The sequence below is a fragment of the Corallococcus sp. CA049B genome (assembly GCF_003611685.1).
In the GTDB taxonomy this organism is placed as follows: domain Bacteria; phylum Myxococcota; class Myxococcia; order Myxococcales; family Myxococcaceae; genus Corallococcus; species Corallococcus coralloides.
In genome coordinates this window covers 1-17,484 of the sequence record NZ_RAWC01000194.1, presented here as the reverse complement: position 1 = coordinate 17,484, position 17,484 = coordinate 1, and the positions used below count along the sequence as shown (strand labels likewise).

Here is a 17,484-nt window from a genome sequence, read left to right as displayed (position 1 = left end):
CCACCACCCGCTTGCCCTGTGCGCTCATGACGGTGTCCTCAGGAAGCGCGACGCGAAAGCCGGGTGATGAGGGAGTCCAGCAGGTCCCTCAGGCCATGGGGGTTGGGCAACGCCTGCAGGCTCCGCCGCGCCGAGCGCGACGCCCGCTCCACCGCGCGCTCACACGCCGCACGGCCGCCGAAGTGCTCCACCAGCTCCCGCGCACGGGCGAGCGCCGCGTCGTCCTTGCACTCCACCGGCAGCGCCCACAGCTGCTCCAATTCCTCGCGGCCCTCGGGCGTGGCGCGCACGTACGCGGCCACCACCGGGAAGGTGCGCTTGGCCTGCACGAAGTCGCCGTCGGACGCCTTGCCCGCCACGGCCGCGTCGCCGAACAGACCGATGAGGTCATCGCGCAGCTGGTACGCGAGCCCCACCGAGCGCCCCACCCGCTCCAGGCCCTCCAGGAGCCCCGCGTCCGCGCCGCCCAGCATCGCGCCGCACACCAGCGGAGCGCAGAAGCCGTAGCGCGCCGTCTTGAGGTGCGCCACGCGCAGCGTCTGGAAGAGCGACATCTCCGCCAGCGGCACGCGCGCCAGGTCCAGGTCCAGGTACTGCCCGGCGGCCGTGTGCCGGCACACGCCCAGGTAGTAGCGCGCCACGCTGGAGGCTCCCGGCAGCCCCGACTCCAGCATCGCCTCCAGCGAGCGCGCGAAGAGGTGGTCCCCCATCACCACCGCCAGGTCCTCGCCCTGGCGGCCCGGGGCCAGCATCCGGTGCAGCACCGGCCCGCCCCGCCGCAGCTCCGCCTGATCCGCCACGTCGTCGTGGATGAGCAGGAACGTGTGCAGGAGCTCCAGCCCCGCGGCGAAGCGCCACAGCCCCGGCGGCACCGCGGTGCTCCCACGCGCCAGCCCGTGCCCCGCCAGCACCAGCGCCGGCCTCAGCCGCTTCGCCGGCCGCAGCGCATAGGCCCTCGCCTGCGCCGCCGCGTGTGTCCAACGTGCGTCCAGGGCCTGTTCGTCCGGCAGCTCGAACAGCTGGGCGAGCGCGGCCTCCACCTGCGCCTGCACGAGCTGCAGCCAGGCGTGTTCAGGGTGTGCTGCTCCAGCGGAGGTCTGCTGCACGTTGGGAAGCAGGGTGGCCATACAGCGGATCTCCGAAGTCGGGAGCACGGCAGCAGCCTTCGCCCCTAGAGGTAGCGTTTGCGTCCAGAGATTGTCAAGGCTATGTCTAAGGTTTGCAAAAACCTTGTACACGGAGACTCCCCATGAAGGCGTGGATCGCAGGCGCGTTGACGGTGACCCTGGCGGCGGGAAGCGCGGGTGGCGCCGCCCCGGATCCGCAGCCCGTGGACGCGACGTTAAGCACCTCCAGTGGAGAGCGGGTCCAGCTGGCGCGCTGGCGTGGGAAACCCGTCATCCTCTTCTATGAGGACAAGGACTCCACGACACTCAACGCCCCTCTGAAGGCAGAGCTGTTCACCCGGGGACGCGAGCGCGGCCTCCTGCAGAGCGCGTTCGTGGTCGCGGTGGCCAATCTGGAGAAATACGACTTCTTTCCCGCGCGGGAGATCGCCCTGTCGTACGTGCGTGACGAGGAGAAGAAGGCCGGCGTGCCCATCCTGGTGGACCTGAAGGGCACCCTGGGCCAGCCGCCCCTGAAGCTGCCCACCAAGACGTCCACGGTGATGCTGCTGGACGCGGAGGGCACGGCGGTCTACCGCCACTCCGGCCGCATGAAGCCGGAGGAGCAGGCCCGCTTCTTCACCGCCCTGAGCGAGCTGGTGGGCCAGGACCTGACCGCTGAACGAGAGAAGGAGGCCCACCCTTGAGGGTGACCTGCACGGGCGCCACCGGCTTCCTCGGTCCAGGCCTTGTCCAAGGTTTGTTGGAGGCCGGCCACACGGTGCACGTGCTCAGCCGGAGCGTGGAACACGCGCTCGGCCGGCTGCCCGCCGGAGTTACTGGCTCCTACTTCGATGGGAGCACGCCCATGTCCCCGGACGCGCTCGCGGGCGCGGAGGGCGTGGTGCACCTGGCCGGGGAGCCGGTGGACCAACGTTGGACGCATGAAGCGAAGCACCGCATCCACCAGAGCCGCGTGGAGGGCACGCGCGTGCTGGTGGAGGCCATGAGGCAGGCGGGCAGCGTGCGGCACTTCGTCTGCGCGTCGGCGGTGGGCTTCTACGGCGGCGCCCGGGCGGGGCAGACGCTGACGGAGGAGGACGCGCCCGGCGACGACTTCCTCGCGCACGTGTGCCAGGGCTGGGAGGCGGAGGCGCTGCGCGCGGAGGAGGCGGGCATCCGCACGGTGCGCCTGCGCATCGGCGTGGTGCTGCACCCGGCGGGCGGCGTGCTGCACCGGATGCTGCCGGTGTTCCGCATGGGCGCGGGCGCGAAGGTGGGCAACGGCCAGCAGTACGTCAGCTGGGTGCACAGAGAAGACCTCTTCCAGCTGATGCGCTTCGCGCTGGAGCACCCCGCGCTGTCCGGCCCGGTGAACGCCACGTCGCCGGAGCCCGTCACCAACGCGACCTTCGCGCACACGCTGGGCGCGGTGCTGGAGCGGCCCGCGGCGCTGTCGGTGCCGGGCATCGTCCTCAAGGCGCGCTTCGGAGAGATGGCGCGCGTGGCGCTGGAGGGCCAGCGGGTGATGCCCCGGCGCGCGCTGGAGGCGGGCTTCCAGTTCCGCCACCCCGACCTGACCGGAGCGCTGCGCGACCTGCTGTCCCATTAATACAGTGCGAGCCACGCATGGATGACACCCGGACGCTGGAAGCCCGCGCGCGCAAAGAGGGCACGCCGCTCATCGACGGAGACACCGCCACCTTCGTGTGGAAGGGCCCCCGACAGGTCTTCCTCCAGGGAGACTTCCAGGACTGGCGCGGCACGCCCCTGCCGCTGGAGCGCGTGGGCAAGGGGTTGTGGGCGCGCTCGCTGGCGCTGCCCGAGGACGCCTACGTCGAGTACGCGCTCCAGGACGCCAAGGGCCGCCGCGCGCGCGACACCTTCAACCCGCGCCGCTCCGACAACGGCTTCGGCGACTTCAACCACTGCTTCTGGATGCCGAAGGGCGAAGCGACACCGCTGGGCAAGCGCATCCGGAGCGTGCCGAAGGGCCGCGTGACGCGCCACCCGCTGGCGACGCACGAGTGGGCCGTGGGCAAGAAGCGCGGGGTGGCCCTCTACGCGCCGCCCGTGAAGGGCCCCGTGCCGCTCCTGGTGGTGCTGGACGGCGACGACTACCTCCAGCGCGTCCAGCTGCCCGTGATGGTGGACAACCTGATCGCCGCGGGCCGCATGCGCCCCGTCGCCATGGCCTTCGTGGCCAACGGCGGCCCGGCCCGCACCGCCGAGTACGCGTGCAGCGAGGCCACCGTGGCCTTCCTGCACCAGCGCGTGCTGCCGCTCGCCCGCGAGCACCTGTCCCTGGTGGATGAGCAGCGCACGCCGGGCGCGCACGCGGTGCTGGGCTCGTCGCTGGGCGGCCTGATGGCGCTCTACGCGGCCCAGCGCCTGCCGCGCGTCTTCGGCCGCGTCCTGTCCCAGTCCGGCGCCTTCTCCATCGAAGGCACCGACCTGGTCGTCTTCGACCTGGCCCGGCGCACCGGCCAGCCGCCCCTCCATGTCTGGATGGACTGCGGCCGCTTCGAGGGCCTCCAGGACGGCAACCAGCGCCTCCTGCCCGTCCTCCAGACGGCCGGGCACCGCGCCACCTACCGGCCCTACAGCGGGGGCCATAATTACCCCGCGTGGCAGAGCAGCCTCCCGGCCGGCCTCGAAGAAATCTTCTCGACCGCCGGGTGACGCATCGCGGCGAAGTGCCGGATTTCCGTCCGGAACGAAAACCCCCTGGAATCAAGGGGTTGGCCGGGAGGGAAGGCGGCCAAGGCCGGATGATCCAGGATTGGGAGGGGGCCCTGACGCGGCAGGCAGGCGGCCGGCCGGGGCCTGTGGACTGGGAGGCTACGCAACCCTGGGGAAGGACGGACCGATAACGGATGTAGGTGCGCAACCCGGCGTGAGTCTCGCGGCGGGCCTTCCCCCGCGCTTGGAGTCCCCTCATGTCTCGCGTCGATGGTGGCAATCGCCCGTCCGTTCCCCCGAAGCGCTCGGAGTTCGAGCGGTCCGAGCGGAGCGACGTCACGCGAGACAGCAAGCCGGGGGCCCAGGGCCGGACGCCCGCCAACGCCAACGTGCGCTCCTTCCAGGGCCGCAGCGACTTCGAGCCCGCGCGCCCCGCCCCCGCGCGCCCCACGCCCGCGCAGTCGCAGGCCGTGAAGGCCCCGGTCTCTCCGGCGGACGCGGAGTCCATCGCCCAGGCGGACATGGAGCTGGGGCTGCTGGCGGAGTTCCCGGACGCGGACGCGCAGAGCGGCATCGCCTCCGCCATGCTGCACGCGCACTCGGACGCGCCCGTGTCGCAGAACCGCATCGTGGAGCGGCTGAAGCAGGACGGCCGCCTGGAGTCGCTCTTCGGCGAGGTCTTCCGCGAGGACAACCCGTACGTGGAGCAGCCGCACAAGAACGCCATCGTGAAGGCGCTCGACACGGCGCTCTCCCGCGGCACGGTGACCGGTGACGACCTGCGCGCCTTCTCCCGTGGCACCTACGCCCAGGAGTGGCAGCAGATCGGCGCCGCACTGGGCACCCACCAGAAGTAGCCAGGGGGCTCCCAGGCGCGGGAGCCCGCTTCACGCTTCTTCACGCGCATGCCGGTTGCGCCGTGGCGCGTGCGCGCGAGGATGGGCTCCCCATGGTGGAAAGCCCGTTGCGCATCATCCTGTTCATCCTCCTCGTCAGCGTCGCGTCGGTCCAAGTCCACATCTACCTGTACCGGCGCCTCTTCCGCGACACGTCCACCCACCGCGGCTGGCGCACCGCCGGCAAGGTGCTGCTGACGGCGCTGTGCGTGCCGCTGCTCCTGTCCTGGGTGGTGACGCGCATCATCCCCTCCGCGTTCATCGTCGCCGTGTTCGCGTGGACGTGGATGGGCGTCGCCGTCTACCTGCTGCTCGCCCTGGCGCTGGTGGGCGCGGTGAGGTGGCTCGTGGCGCGCACGCGCGGCCACCGGGGCGTCGCCGCGCCGCTCGCCACGCCCGCGCCGGACCCCGCCGCGCCGCCGTCGCTGGCGGACCTGGCCGTGACCGTGCCGCCCCCGCCTCCCGCCGTGCCCCCCGTGGACGAAGCGCGCCGGTTGTTCCTCTCGCGGGCCACCGCGGGCGGCGCGGTGCTCGCGGCGGGCGGCCTCACCGGCTACGGCATGTGGAGCGCCTTCCATCCGCCCGTGGTCAACGAGGTCGCGGTGCGGCTGCCCGGCCTGCCCAAGGCGCTGGATGGCTTCACCCTCGTCCACATGAGCGACATCCACGTGGGCCCCATCATCCAGCGGCGCTTCATGGACGAGCTGGTGCGGCGGGCCAACGCGCTCAAGCCGGACCTGGTCGCCATCACCGGCGACCTGGTGGACGGCACGGTGGCGGACCTGCGCCACTCCGTCGCCGCGCTCCAGAACCTCCAGGCGAGAGCGGGCACGCACTTCATCACCGGCAACCACGAGTACTACTGGAACGCCAGCACCTGGGCGGACGCGCTCACCGGCCTGGGCGTCACCGTGTTGCGCAACCGTCACGTGACGATTGGAGACGCGGGCGGCGCCTTCGACCTGGTGGGCGTGGACGACTGGTCCATGCGTAACGGCCCCAAGGGCTACAACCTGGACGCCGCCCTCCAGGGCCGGAATCCAGACCGGGCCGCGGTGCTGCTCGCGCACCAACCGTCCAATTGGGATGTGGCCGCGAAGGCGGGCATGGGCTTGCAACTGTCCGGACACACCCACGGCGGGCAGTTCTTCCCGTTCACCCTCGCCGTCTCCGCCATCTGGAAGCACGACGCCGGCCTCTTCCAGGACGGCGACAGCCACCTCTACGTCAGCCGGGGCACCGGTTTCTGGGGCCCGCCCCTGCGCGTCGCCTCGCCGTCTGAAATCGTTAAGGTGACGCTCCTGGCGTGAGGTGTAGATTTACCCGGAAATGAGCAAGGAACCAGCGAAGCGCGAAATCAAACAGGAGCGGGCCGCGCGAACGCGGGTCGAAATCCTGGAGGCCGCCATCAATCTGTTCGCTCGGCGGGGCTACCTGTCGACGACGATGTCGGACCTGGCGAAAGCCATCCGGATGACACCGGGCGCGCTCTACTGGCACTTCCCCACCAAGGAAGACCTGCTCCTGGCGGCCATCGAGGAACTGCACCAGCGCTACCTGATGGAGTTCGCGCCGCTGCTCGCCGAGCGCCGCGTCCTGTCCGGCCGGGAGCAGCTGGTGTTCGTGGTGTCGCGCACGTCGCAGTTCCTGCGCTACCACCGCGAATACGGCATCTTCTTCGGGATGCTGTCCGCCGAGTCCGCGGAGTCCAACGACCGCGTGGCGGAGGCGCTGCGCGAGAAGATCTCCCTCTACGTGGCGGTGCTGGCGGGGATGATCCGCTTCGGCCAGAAGCGCAATGAGTTCCGCCAGGAGGTGGACCCGATGCACATGGCCCACACGATGATGGGCGGCTACCTGGGCATCCTGCTGCACCACAACCTGTTCCGCGCCGCCGTGAACTACGACCCGCTGATGGCGTCGTTGGATCAAATCCTCTCCGGCGGCCTCCACGTGCGCGGCCCCATGGGCTGATGCGCTGAACCCACCGGGCCGGGCGGCCCGGAAGAACAGACGCCCGGTCCCCCATGCGAGGGACCGGGCGTTCTTCATTTCAGGGAGGCCTTCGTCCCCGCTCCCCCCGGGTGAGGGGAGCGGGGCGGGATGCCGGGACTACGGCGTCTCGGTGGGGCTCGACGAGTTCTGCGGCTGGCGCGTCGTGCGCTGCACGAAGTCCGCCGCGTTGTCGTCCGTGTCCTGGCCGTTGCCGGCGAGCTCGTCCGCGCCGCCCACGTCCATGGTGGCGGAGGTGGAGGACGCCCGGGCCTTGCGCTCCAGGCTGCCGCCGGACGCGGGGTGCGGCGGCGCGGCGTGGCCGCCTTCAGGGGCCGCGCCCGTGCCGTAGCCCAGGGTGTCGATGGCGTTCACGTCGTTGTCCTCCTGCCCGATGGCGGCCGTGCCCAGGCGGACGTGGCCGCCGCCCGACGTGCTGGCGGACGTGTTGAACGAATACGACGCGTCCTTCTCCACCGCGAGGGAGTAGGCGCTGCCGACCAGCAGGTAGTAGCCGTGCGCCTTGATCTTCGCGCCCTGGGGCAGCTCGGCGGACTGACCGTACTTGGAGGTCGCGCCCGCGGCCCGGTACTGGACCTTCCAGCCGCTCATGTCGACCTCCGCGTTCGTGGGGTTGTAGAGCTCGATGAACTCGTCCGACGCGTTGGCGGAGGTGCCGCCGCAGAACTCGCTGATGACGACGTGCCCCTGGGGCGGGGCCACCGTCACGGCCGCCTGCTTCGTCACGCCCTGGTAGGACGCGGTGAGCTGGCCTTCGCCCGTGGTCTCCGTGGCGGTGAAGACGACGGTGGCGGTCGTCTGACCTTCCAGCACCGTCACCGTCGTGGCCGCCAGCGAGCCCAGCTCCGCGGGCGTGAACGCCACGTCCACGGCCGCGCCGCCCGCGGGGGCCTTGCGGTCCAGCGTGACGGTGAACGTCTGCGTCGTGCCCACCGTCACCATCACATTGTCCGGCGTGACGCTGGCGAGCTTCGCGGGCGGAGGCAGCACGGTCAGCTGCGCCGAGCGCGTGATGCCGTTGAGCGAGGCGGACACCGCGCCCGTCCCCTCCCCTTCCGCGGCGGCGGTGAACGTCACCGTCGCCGTCGTCTCACCCGCGCCAAACGTCACCGACGTGGCGGACAGCGCGCCGAAGGGCGTGGCCGGCGAGGCCAGCGCCAGCAGCACCTGCACGGGCTCCACCGGAACGGACGCCAGCGTCACCGTGAACACCTGGGCCGCGCCCGCGTTCACCGTGGCGGTGGACGGGGTGAGCGACGAGAGCCGCGGCACATCCGTGATGACGTTCACCGTGGCGCCCAGCCCGGCCGCCGCCACCGTACCGGTGCCGGTGCTGGCCTCATCCACGGTCATGTCGAAGGTGGCCGTCAGCGCGTCCGCCGTCACGTTCCGGGCCGTGATGGTGCCAAAGCCCGCGGGCTCCACGGTCGGGTTCAGCGTCGTCCCCTCCGGCACCGGCCGGTCGAACGTCACGGTGAAGCGCACGGTGCCGCCCGGCGCCACGGCCGCCAGCTCCGGGGTGAGGTCCGTGGCGATGACCGACTCGCCCACCCCCAGCACGCGCAGCTCGGCCGTCTGGGAGGACGTGCCCAGCGTCGCGGTGAGGGTCACCGAGGCCGCCTCCGCCTTCGCCTCGAGCGCCACCGTGGCGCTCGTCTGGCCCGCGGGGATGACCACCTGCCCGCCCGCCGCGGACAGGGCCGCCGCGTCGCTGGAGGAAATGGTCACGGTGACGTCCACCGGGTAGGCGTTCGCCATCGTCACGGTGAGGGGCTGCGGGATGGCCTGGGTGCCCCCCACGCGCGCGAAGCCGCCGGACGTGAAGCCCGTCAGCGCCGGCAGGGGCGGCAGCGGGATGACCATGTCCGCCGCGCTCCGGGGCAGCAGCTTGTGGTCGCCGAAGGTGAACGTGAGCACGCCGCGCAGCGTGGTGTACTCCGCGCCCAGCACCTGCGGGGCATAGGCGAAGGCCTGGTCATCCACCATCAGGCCCGAGGACGCCGGGTCGCCGGCCTTGTTCTCGTCCACGATGAACTCGCGCTTGTCGTTCTCCAGGCGGGTGTTGAAGACGTCGCGGACCTCCACCAGCGCGCCCTCCAGCGCCTTCGCCTTCGGGCCGTTGGTGCGGATGTCCTCCGTGCGCACCACCGCCGGGGCCGGCAGCGGGTTGGCCGCGCTGTGCTTCGTCACCTTGCCGTCAGTCACCTCCAGCAGGCCGAAGTACTCCTTCAGCGTGCCCTCCACGCGGATGTTGTCGCCCACCGCGACGCCGGACTTGGAGCTGTAGATGAAGAGGCCGGAGTCCTCCGCGCCCTTGCCCGCCGGGTAGTTCGCCACCTGCACCCAGTAGCCGCTGGTCGCCTTCGCATCCACCGCGGTCACCACCACGTCGTCCACCGCCACCTTCCCGTTCACCAGCGACTGGTTGCCGAAGCGGGGCGTCGCCTTCACGTCGTAGACGCTGGTGGCGCACACGCCGCCTTCGAGGATGGTCCCCGGGCACGAGTCGCACGCATCCCCCAGGCCGTCGCCGTCCGTGTCCTTCTGGTCCGGGTTGGCCACGAGCGGGCAGTTGTCACCAGGGGCGGCGACGCCGTCGTAGTCGAAGTCGGACGGGTCGGCGACCGAGCACGTGGCCGCGTCATTCGGGCAGCCGTCGCACAGGTCGCCCTTGCCGTCGCCGTCCGTGTCCTTCTGGTCCGCGTTGGCCACGAAGGGGCAGTTGTCCATCCAGGTGGGCACGCCGTCGTGGTCGTCGTCCTCGCCGCGGAAGGCCTGGCACGCGGTGGTGCCCGCCTCCAGGGGGCACGGGTCGCACGCGTCACCCACGCCGTCACCGTCCGTGTCCATCTGCCGCCCGTTGTCCATGGGGCGCACGGGGTTGAAGATGGTGGGGCAGTTGTCGACGGCGTCCTCGATGCCGTCCGCGTCCGCGTCCGCCGCGCTCGCCACGCCCGTGTAGACGGTGGAGCCGTTGACGGCGGCCACCGGGAAGGTGGTGTTCACCGCGCTGCGCGAAGGCTCGCAGGTGGGCTCGTTGTCCGGCGTGCCGCACGCGAACAGCGGGTACAGGCCCTGGGTGTCCGGGGAGCCCTGGAACTCCGCCAGCGTCTTGCCAATCTCCGACTTCACGCACGCGGCCTTCTGGGTGCCGCACACGTCCAGCGCGTCGCAGGCGTCCGTGCCCTTGAGGCCGTCCACCAGCGCCTGGTCGCCGTAGAGCGGCTTGCCGCCGCGCACCGTCAGCACCACGTCCGCCGGCTGCGCGGTGATGACCGCGCGGAACGGCGAGGCCGCGTTCGCGCCCACGCGGAAGATGGCCAGGTCCGCCACCTTGCCCGGGGCGATGCGGCCCACGCGCTCGTAGATGTCCACCGCGTCCGCGGCGTTGGCCGTCACCATGCGCCACAGGTCCTCGTCCGTGAAGGTCTTGGCGTAGCGCGTGGTGTTGAGGTGGTCCGCGCAAGCCAGCTCGCGCAGGATGTTCATGGAGCCGGAGCGGATCCAGTCGGTGCCCAGGGAGATGGACACGCCCAGCCGCTTGAAGGCCGTCACCATCGCCGTGTCGCCGTACAGCGAGATGTTGGAGCGCGGCGACCAGACGAGGCCGGTGCCGTGCGCCGCCATCTCCGAGATCTCCCGGGCGGTCAGGCCCACGCCGTGGATGATGGCCGAGCGCGGGAACAGGACGTTGCCGCCGCCCGTGGACAAGCAGCGGAACTCGTTCTGCGCCGTGGCCGCGATGCCCTCCGCGATGTGCGGCAGGTACGCGGACGTGCGTCCGGTGATGGTCGCCGAGGACGGGAACGAGGAGTAGGAGCAGCCGTCCGCCAGGGTGCTGCCGTTGCTGTCACCCAGCGGGAAGGTGTCCGAGTCCGCGTACGGCTCCGCCAGGCCCTCCTGGTTCGCGATGCCCGCGGTGCCGCCCGTGTCCATGTTGCGCAGGAACCCCGCCTGCCCGCCCGCGCCCGCGATGGCGGTGGTGCCCGCCATCACCTGGCGCAGCTCCGACCAGCGGATCGCGTCCGCCTTCGGGTTGGCCTTGTTCTCCAGCCCGGTGTGATTGTTCTTGCCCGTGCGCCAGTCGTGGCGGTGCTCGTAGCGCTCCACGCTGGTGCTCGCCTGCGGCGCGCCCGGGTAGGTGATGTGGTCATGCGGGTTGATGAGGCCCGGGGAGATGACGCCCGTGGGACACGTCACCACCGTGGCCTCCGCGGCGCCCGCCGCCTTCGAGCAGTCGCACTCGGAGCAGGTGATGACGCCCTGGGCGTCCACCAGCACCTGGCCGCCCATCAGCGTCTGCCCGTCCTTGAGCACGATGCCCGTGAAGAGCGTGCCCGCCGTGCCCGCCTTCGTCACCTCACAGGTGGCGCCGTTCGCCAGCGGCGCGGGAGGCGTGGCCCAACACTGCTCCGACTTGACGGGCGTGTCGGTGCAGTTCGCTTCGCACCCGTCGCCACCCCGGGTGTTGCCGTCATCGCACTGCTCCGCGCCTTCCTTCTTTCCGTCACCGCAGACCGCATTGACCTCTGGGTCGGAACTACAGGCACTGCCCAACAGAAGGACCGCGCCCAGGGCGGCCAGCAATAGACGGGGGGAGCTGCGCATGAAGCCTCCTGCCCGAAGGCAGTGCCTGAAGAAGGAACGGGTGCGACGAGGAAAGCCCCCCGTGCCTCGCATGCGGCGTGGGGCGGGGGTGCAACATTTCAGCGGTACCTGACCCCCGAAGTCCACTTCGTGGGGCTCCAAGGGCCTTCCGTGTGGCGGAAGGTATGGTAGGAGCGCACCCAACGTGTGGGGGAGCAGGCGGATGACGCGTCCTGCCACGTTCTAGAGTGGGGGGGACATGATTACCCGGAATCCATCCAGCACCGTGTCGCGCTTCCTGGACGCGCACCTGCGGCGGGACGCGCAGGCCCGTGAGCTGTCAGTGGCGCGCTTCATGAGCATCCTGTCCGCCATCTGCGTGGTGGTGGCCGCGGCGCTGGGGCCCGCGATGGGCTGGGACCTGACGTTGGCGCTGATGGGGCTGTCCGCGGTGCTGTCGGGCTACTACGGCTGCATGTGGTGGGTGCTGCGCTCCGGCGCGTTCCACCCGGCCATCCCGTGGCTGAACGTCTTCATTGAAGTGAGCATCCCGGCGGTGGTGCTGGCGTTCGACCTGCACTTCAAGGGCCCCGTGTACGCGCTCACCGCGCCCACGCTGGTCATCTGGGGCACGCTGGTGACGCTGGCGGGCCTGCGCAGCAACCCGCGCCTGGGGCTGGCCGCGGGCGCGCTGGTGGCGGCGGAGTACCTGGCGCTCTACTTCGGCTTCGTGCGGCCGCTGTTGCCGGAGGAGCCGCTCGTCACGCTGGGGCCGCTGTTCATCTGCGTGCGCGCGTTCTTCTTCGTGGCCACGGGCGCGCTGACGGCGACGCTGGCGCGGCACTTCCTGGAGCGCACGCGCAGCGCGCTCGCGGCGCTGCGCGAACAGGAGGTCATGGGCAAGTACGTGCTGCATGAACGCGTGGGCGCGGGCGGCATGGCGGAGGTGTACCGGGCCACGTACTCGCCCGAGGGCGGCTTCGAGAAGCAGGTGGCCCTGAAGCGCATCCTGCCGTCGTACGCGGACGACGCGGCGTTCGTGACCATGTTCCGGCGCGAGGCGGAGCTGTGCTCGTCGCTCTACCACCCCAACATCGTCCAGGTGTTCGACCTGGGCCGCCATGGCGGCACCTACTTCCTGGCCATGGAGTACGTGGACGGGCTGCCGCTGAGCGCCCTGCTCAAGCCACGGAACCGCCGGCCGCTGCCCCTGTCCGCCGCGACGTTCCTGGCCGCGGAGCTGGCGTCCGCGCTGGACTACCTGCACCGGCGCACCAGCGCGGACGGCGTGCCCCTGCGGCTGGTCCACCGCGACCTGAACCCGCCCAACGTCCTGGTGTCGCGCATTGGCGAGGTGAAGCTGTCGGACTTCGGCATCGCGCGGGACGCGGTGCGCGCGAACCTCACGGTGGCCGGCAGCGTGCGCGGCAAGCTGGGCTACATGGCGCCGGAGCAGGCCATGGGCAAGGACATTGACGGGAGAGCGGACCTCTTCGCCCTGGGGCTCACGCTGCACGAGGCCCTCACCGGCCAGCGCGCGCTGAGCGGCCACTCGGAGGAGGTGCTCCTGCGCGCGGCGGTGGACCAGGAGGTCGTCCCGCCCTCGCAGCTCAACCCCGCGGTGCCGCTGGCCCTGGACCTCATCGTCATGCAGCTGCTCCAGAAGGACCCGGAGAAGCGCACACCCAACGGCGCGGCGCTGCGGCAGCAATTGCTGGCGCTGGACGGCCCCGCGGCCCCCTTCCCTCACGGCCAGGGGGAGCTGGGGCGGGTGGCGCGCGAGGCGAAGACGCTGGCGGAGCAGCTGACGCAGGAGACCGTGGAGACGGCGGCCATCGGGGAGCCGCCGCTCGCGCGCCTGGCCTGACGTGAGGGGCGCGGCTGCGCGGGGCACGGGAGCGCGTTAGAACGCGGCGCGTTTCCTGTCGCCTGGAGCCCGCCGCCTTGGACATCGCCGTCATCACCTACGCCGGACTGCCGCAAATGAACCCGCTGGACGCGCCGCTGGTGCCCGCGCTTCAGGCGCTGGGCCTGGACGCGCGGCCGGTCATCTGGGACGACCCCACCGTGGATTGGAGCCGCGTCCGCGCGGCGGTGGTGCGCAACGCCTGGGACAGCCACCTGCGCCGCGAGGAGTTCGTCGCCTGGGCGGACCGCGTGGGGAGCGTCACGCGGCTGTTCAACCCCGCGGACGTGCTCCGGTGGAACACGCACAAGGGATACTTGAAGGCGCTGGAGGCGCGCGGCCTGCCGCTGACGCCCACCGTCTGGGTGCCGCCCGGCGGAACGCTGGACGTGGCGGCGACGGCGCGCGAGCGCGGCTGGGACGCGGTGGTGCTCAAGCCCGCGGTGGCGGCGGGCGGGCTCAAGGTCTTCATCGTCCGGCGCGAGCAGTGGGACGACGCGAGCGCGAAGGTGGCCCAGCTGGCGAAGGAGGGCGACGTGATGGTGCAGCCCTACCTGCGCGCCTTCGAGACGGAGGGCGAGCGCTCGTACATCTTCTTCAACGGCGTCCTCAGCCACGCGGTGCGCCGCCCGCCCACGCTGACCACCGCGCCCCGGGGCTTCGCGGAGCCGCACGGCTTCACGCCGGACAACGCGGAGGAGCAGCGGCTGGCGCACGAGGTGATGGAGGCGTCCGGAGGCGCGCGGCTGTTGTACGCGCGCGTGGACGTGGCCACGGACAACGAGGGGCGCACCCGGCTGCAGGAGGTGGAGGTGACGGAGCCGTGCCTCTTCCTGCCCATGGACGCGGGCGCGGCGGAGCGGATGGCCAGGGCCGTGGTTGCCCGGTTGTAGTCTTTCGGGCCAGCCCATTCGCCCACTCGTGGACACCTGGAAGGCCGCGAGGGCGACGCGAAAGCGGCGGATGGGGTTATGACTGGGCCATGCGAGCCCTGTTGCTCTCGCTGCTCATCCGGCAGCACATGGCACTCCAGGAGAAGTTCAACGCCAAGTACCCGCACGCGTGGCTGGTGTGGGAGGCGGGAGCGTGGAACGTCCCCGAGGAGCAGAACGTGGCGGCCACGCGGCTGCCCATGATGGACCTGCGCGACTGCCTGCCCGCGGGCGACGCGCTGTGCTTCGAACTGATGGGGGTGGCGGACCGCGGCCCCCTGAAGCTGGGGCGCGCGTCGCACAACACCTTCGTCGTCAACGACGCCACGGTGTCGCGCGAGCAGTTCGCCCTGCACTCCACGCCGGACGGCGGCTGGAAGGTGGAGCGGCTGGCGCAGTCTCGACCGGTCACGGTGAACGGCGAGGTGCTGGAGGCGGAGCAGCCGCGCCTCCTGCGCACGGGCGACGAGCTGAAGGTGGGCGACGTGCGCCTCACCTTCCACGACGCCCCGTCGTTCCACGCGCGCATCGGCCGCATCGCCGCGCAGGTGCTGGCGCAGGCCGCCGCACCGCCACCGCCGCAGCGCTGAAGGCCCGCGCGAACCGCGTCGCCGCGCTGAGGCCCAGCGCGGACTGCCCCGCTACGCAGAGGCATGCCCGAACCGCCGCGCGCAGAGCTGCGCGAACCGCGTCACCGCGCCGAGGCACGCGCGAACCGCGTCGCCCGCCGCGCATGTCGCGAACGGCCTGGAGGCTTCGGGTAGCCGCCTACCGCCCCACGGTGCCGAGCGTCGTGTCCCGGGGATTCGGCGCCGTGGCGACCCACACCGCTCCGCCCGCGAGCAGCGCCACCGCGCCCGCCCCCGCCCAGACGTACCAGCGGCGCGTCCACGGCTTGGCGGCGCCCGCCTCCGTCTTAACGGACGCGTCCGGCACCTGCATGGCCAGGGCCTGCGAGGCCCCGTTCTTCTCCGGCGCGGCGGACGGATTCGCGGCGAGCCTCGCCTCGTTGGCGCGCGCCTCCGCCAGCGCGGCCTGCTCCCGCGCCTTCTGGAGCTCGCGGTCCCTGGCGAAGCGCTCGCGCTCCCGGCGCTGCTCCTCCTGGACGCGCGCCTGGGTGTCCATCTCCGCGATGAGCTCGCGCACCACGTCCGCGTTGGCCGGCTCCCCCTGCGACAGCGACAGGTAGCGCCGGTAGAAGAAGGACGCGCGCGACGGGTTGTTCAGCTGCCGGTGGCACTGCGCGATGTTGAAGAGGAACGCGGGCAGCGGCTTGAGGCGGTACGCCTCGCTGAAGGCCTTGAGCGCCCGGTCGAACTCGCCCAGGTCGTACGCCAGGTTGCCCTCGGAGAACTTCTCGCGCGCCTGGTCGTCCACGGCGGTGGCCGTCGCCTCCGCCGCCACCGCCGGGAACGGCGTCCCCAGCGCGAGCGCGAGCGCCAGGCTCAGGGCCTTGGGCTCACTGCGACGCGAACGGATCAATGACCGCATCCCTGCTTCCTCCCTTGCGGCCCGGCGCACGCGCGGGGGCGCGGCGCGGCCCCGCGCTCGCCTTCACCAGCGGCACGGACAGCTCCGCGGCGGCGGCATCCTGCTTGAGCTCCACCGCCCGCTCCAGCGGAACGTAGCCCGCGAGCTCCACGCGCAGCTGCGGCGGCACGGCCTGCCGGCTCAGCGCCTTCGTCAGCGGCGTGACGCCCAGCTCCTCGCCGGTGTCCACGCGCACCACCTTCGCGCCCGGCGGCGACGAGTTCACCGTGAGCGTCACCGCGTCCGCCGCGCCCGCCGCGGGGGTCCCCCGCGCGGCCGCCTCCGTGGCGGACGCCACCACCGGAGCCTGTTCGGCATGGGAGGCGCGCATCGAGTGCAGCCCCTTCCACGTGGTGATGCCGGACACCAGCGCGAGCGCCGCCAGCCCCACGGACACCTGGAGCCGCCGCGAGCGCAGCAGGCCCGGCACCCGCATGCGCAGGGTGGGCCGCTCCGCCTCCTCCGCCACCAGCGCGTCCGTACGCGGCTCCGGGGCCGGCGCGGTGGGCATCAGGAGCAGCGCGGTGGTGACCTCCGCCAGTTGCTGGGGCCGTCCTTCCGGCTCCTTCGCCAGGCAGCGCATCACCAGCTGCGCCAGCTCCAGCGGCACGCGCTCGCCCGAAGGCAGGTGCGACGGCAGCGGCGGCGGCGGCTGGGTGATGATCTGCACCACCAGCTGCCCGAAGGCCGGCGCCTGGAAGGGCGGGTGGCCGGAGAGCATCTCGTAGAGGATGTTGCCCACCGCGTAGATGTCCGCGCGCGCGTCCACCGGCAGGCCCGCGGCCTGCTCCGGCGCCATGTACGCCGGCGTGCCGATGATGGTCCCGTCCAGCGTGCCGGTGAGGCTCACGCCCGTCTGCGTGGTGATGAGCTTCGCCACGCCGAAGTCCAACACCTTCACGAAGTCCTGCTGCCCGGAGCGCTGCGTGATGAAGAGGTTGTCCGGCTTGATGTCCCGGTGGACCACGCCCACCTGGTGGGCCGCGCCCAGCGCCGCGCACACCTGCACGCCCATGCGCTGCACGCGCTCCAGCGTCAGCCCCTCCTCCTTCAGGAGCGCCGCCAGGCTCTGCCCGCGCAAGAGCTCCATCACGCAGTAGACGTGCCCGTCGGGCGACTCGTCCACGAAGTCGAAGACCTCCACGATGTGCTCGTGGTTGATCTGATTGACGGTGCGCGCCTCCTGGAAGAAGCGCTGCACGAACGAGCTGTCCCGCGCGTGCTCCGGCTTGAGCACCTTGAGCGCCACCTGGCGCCCCAGCCGCACGTGCCGCGCCTGGAACACGCGGCCCATGGACCCTTCACCCAGCAGCTTCTCCAGCTGGTAGTTGCCCAGCACCGCGCCTTCCTGGGCCTCCTGTCCGGCCGGCGACATCATGACTGGCGCTCCGCCACCGTCGGTCACGGCGTCACCCGATTCGGACAGGACTGTGTGCGCGAGGAGGTCGTCGGTGCCCATGGGGGGATCAGGTTTCCATGCCGAGGCGACCCTGCAACCCACGGGAGGGCATCTATCGCGCGTGAAGCGGAAAAACTTTCGGCACGTGACGATTCACCCGCCGTGTACCGGATGGACAGGTGGCATGTGCGGCGGCTGCGCACCTTGAGTCCACGGACATTGAAATACTTCTCCATACAGCCCACTCCCGTCCAAATCCCCCGGCGCAAGATGGTCGCCGCTTGGATGCGGCGGGTCAACGTGGGCGGAGGTCGTCAGGCACCGGGGGGCACACCGAGTGTTCCCGTTCGTGTTCCCGCTCCGCGAAGGGGGCGGCGGACAGGCCGCCTGGCCACCGCGCGGCGGGGAGTCGGCTCGGTGGGGGAAGCTTGCC

The 17,484-nt window shown here is 71.6% G+C and carries 13 protein-coding genes; 9 read left to right on the top strand and 4 right to left on the bottom strand.

The window, feature by feature from the left end; translation table 11 throughout:
• Positions 1-38: 38 nt before the first annotated feature.
• Positions 39-1,127 (bottom strand): polyprenyl synthetase family protein, encoded by a 1,089-nt coding sequence (locus D7W82_RS30695; RefSeq protein ID WP_120621718.1) that lies wholly within the window; start codon positions 1,125-1,127, stop codon positions 39-41.
• Positions 1,128-1,249: 122 nt separating this feature from the next.
• Here D7W82_RS30695 and D7W82_RS30690 point away from each other — a divergent pair, with 122 nt between their 5' ends.
• The 6 genes from D7W82_RS30690 (at position 1,250) to D7W82_RS30665 (ending at position 6,658) form a co-directional block, all read left to right on the top strand.
• Positions 1,250-1,813 carry a hypothetical protein gene (locus tag D7W82_RS30690; RefSeq protein WP_120621717.1) on the top strand — a complete coding sequence of 188 codons (564 nt, stop codon included), beginning with the start codon at positions 1,250-1,252 and terminating at the stop codon, positions 1,811-1,813.
• Entirely contained in the window at positions 1,810-2,718 is a 909-nt protein-coding gene (locus tag D7W82_RS30685; protein WP_120621716.1) for a TIGR01777 family oxidoreductase, read from the top strand. Before D7W82_RS30690 ends, D7W82_RS30685 begins: the two co-directional genes overlap by 4 nt.
• A 17-nt stretch (positions 2,719-2,735) precedes the next feature.
• Positions 2,736-3,788 carry an alpha/beta hydrolase-fold protein gene (locus D7W82_RS30680; protein ID WP_120621715.1) on the top strand — a complete coding sequence of 351 codons (1,053 nt, stop codon included), beginning with the start codon at positions 2,736-2,738 and terminating at the stop codon, positions 3,786-3,788.
• A 257-nt stretch (positions 3,789-4,045) separates the two neighbouring features.
• Entirely contained in the window at positions 4,046-4,645 is a 600-nt protein-coding gene (locus D7W82_RS30675; RefSeq protein WP_120621714.1) for a hypothetical protein, read from the top strand.
• 92 nt (positions 4,646-4,737) lie between these two features.
• Entirely contained in the window at positions 4,738-5,994 is a 1,257-nt protein-coding gene (locus D7W82_RS30670; RefSeq protein WP_120621713.1) for a metallophosphoesterase, read from the top strand.
• 19 nt (positions 5,995-6,013) lie between these two features.
• Positions 6,014-6,658, top strand: coding sequence for a TetR/AcrR family transcriptional regulator (locus D7W82_RS30665; RefSeq protein WP_120621712.1), 645 nt, complete (start codon positions 6,014-6,016; stop codon positions 6,656-6,658).
• Positions 6,659-6,796: 138 nt separating this feature from the next.
• Here D7W82_RS30665 and D7W82_RS30660 read toward each other — a convergent pair whose 3' ends face one another.
• Positions 6,797-11,305 (bottom strand): thrombospondin type 3 repeat-containing protein, encoded by a 4,509-nt coding sequence (locus tag D7W82_RS30660; protein ID WP_120621711.1) that lies wholly within the window; start codon positions 11,303-11,305, stop codon positions 6,797-6,799.
• Positions 11,306-11,543: 238 nt separating this feature from the next.
• Between D7W82_RS30660 and D7W82_RS30655 the strand changes: the two genes are divergently transcribed.
• From D7W82_RS30655 to D7W82_RS30645, 3 genes are all read left to right on the top strand, one after another.
• Positions 11,544-13,151 carry a serine/threonine-protein kinase gene (locus D7W82_RS30655; RefSeq protein ID WP_120621710.1) on the top strand — a complete coding sequence of 536 codons (1,608 nt, stop codon included), beginning with the start codon at positions 11,544-11,546 and terminating at the stop codon, positions 13,149-13,151.
• A gap of 77 nt (positions 13,152-13,228) precedes the next feature.
• On the top strand, positions 13,229-14,083 hold the full coding sequence (locus D7W82_RS30650) for a RimK family alpha-L-glutamate ligase (protein ID WP_120621709.1): 855 nt from the start codon (positions 13,229-13,231) through the stop codon (positions 14,081-14,083).
• Between the two features lie 89 nt (positions 14,084-14,172).
• Positions 14,173-14,712, top strand: a complete 540-nt coding sequence (locus tag D7W82_RS30645) for an FHA domain-containing protein (RefSeq protein ID WP_120621708.1) — start codon at positions 14,173-14,175, stop codon at positions 14,710-14,712.
• 178 nt (positions 14,713-14,890) lie between these two features.
• Here the strand turns inward: D7W82_RS30645 and D7W82_RS40200 are convergent, their stop codons facing one another.
• Both D7W82_RS40200 and D7W82_RS30630 read right to left on the bottom strand, forming a co-directional pair.
• The gene (locus tag D7W82_RS40200; RefSeq protein ID WP_147439637.1) at positions 14,891-15,613 is read right to left on the bottom strand and encodes a tetratricopeptide repeat protein; all 723 of its coding nucleotides are present in this window, start codon (positions 15,611-15,613) and stop codon (positions 14,891-14,893) included.
• A complete protein-coding gene (locus tag D7W82_RS30630; RefSeq protein WP_120621706.1) occupies positions 15,582-17,111 on the bottom strand; it encodes a serine/threonine-protein kinase in 1,530 nt (509 codons plus the stop codon). The genes D7W82_RS40200 and D7W82_RS30630 overlap by 32 nt, the downstream gene beginning before the upstream one ends.
• Positions 17,112-17,484: the final 373 nt, after the last annotated feature.

Excerpts from the sequence above, each read along its gene's own strand:
- D7W82_RS30695 (WP_120621718.1), bottom strand. The coding sequence starts at position 1,127 with ATGGCCACCCTGCTTCCCAACGTGCAGCAGACCTCCGCTGGAGCAGCA.
- D7W82_RS30690 (WP_120621717.1), top strand. The coding sequence starts at position 1,250 with ATGAAGGCGTGGATCGCAGGCGCGTTGACGGTGACCCTGGCGGCGGGA.
- D7W82_RS30680 (WP_120621715.1), top strand. The coding sequence starts at position 2,736 with ATGGATGACACCCGGACGCTGGAAGCCCGCGCGCGCAAAGAGGGCACG.
- D7W82_RS30675 (WP_120621714.1), top strand. The coding sequence starts at position 4,046 with ATGTCTCGCGTCGATGGTGGCAATCGCCCGTCCGTTCCCCCGAAGCGC.
- D7W82_RS30670 (WP_120621713.1), top strand. The coding sequence starts at position 4,738 with ATGGTGGAAAGCCCGTTGCGCATCATCCTGTTCATCCTCCTCGTCAGC.
- D7W82_RS30665 (WP_120621712.1), top strand. The coding sequence starts at position 6,014 with ATGAGCAAGGAACCAGCGAAGCGCGAAATCAAACAGGAGCGGGCCGCG.
- D7W82_RS30660 (WP_120621711.1), bottom strand. The coding sequence starts at position 11,305 with ATGCGCAGCTCCCCCCGTCTATTGCTGGCCGCCCTGGGCGCGGTCCTT.
- D7W82_RS30655 (WP_120621710.1), top strand. The coding sequence starts at position 11,544 with ATGATTACCCGGAATCCATCCAGCACCGTGTCGCGCTTCCTGGACGCG.
- D7W82_RS30645 (WP_120621708.1), top strand. The coding sequence starts at position 14,173 with ATGCGAGCCCTGTTGCTCTCGCTGCTCATCCGGCAGCACATGGCACTC.
- D7W82_RS40200 (WP_147439637.1), bottom strand. The coding sequence starts at position 15,613 with ATGCGGTCATTGATCCGTTCGCGTCGCAGTGAGCCCAAGGCCCTGAGC.
- D7W82_RS30630 (WP_120621706.1), bottom strand. The coding sequence starts at position 17,111 with ATGGGCACCGACGACCTCCTCGCGCACACAGTCCTGTCCGAATCGGGT.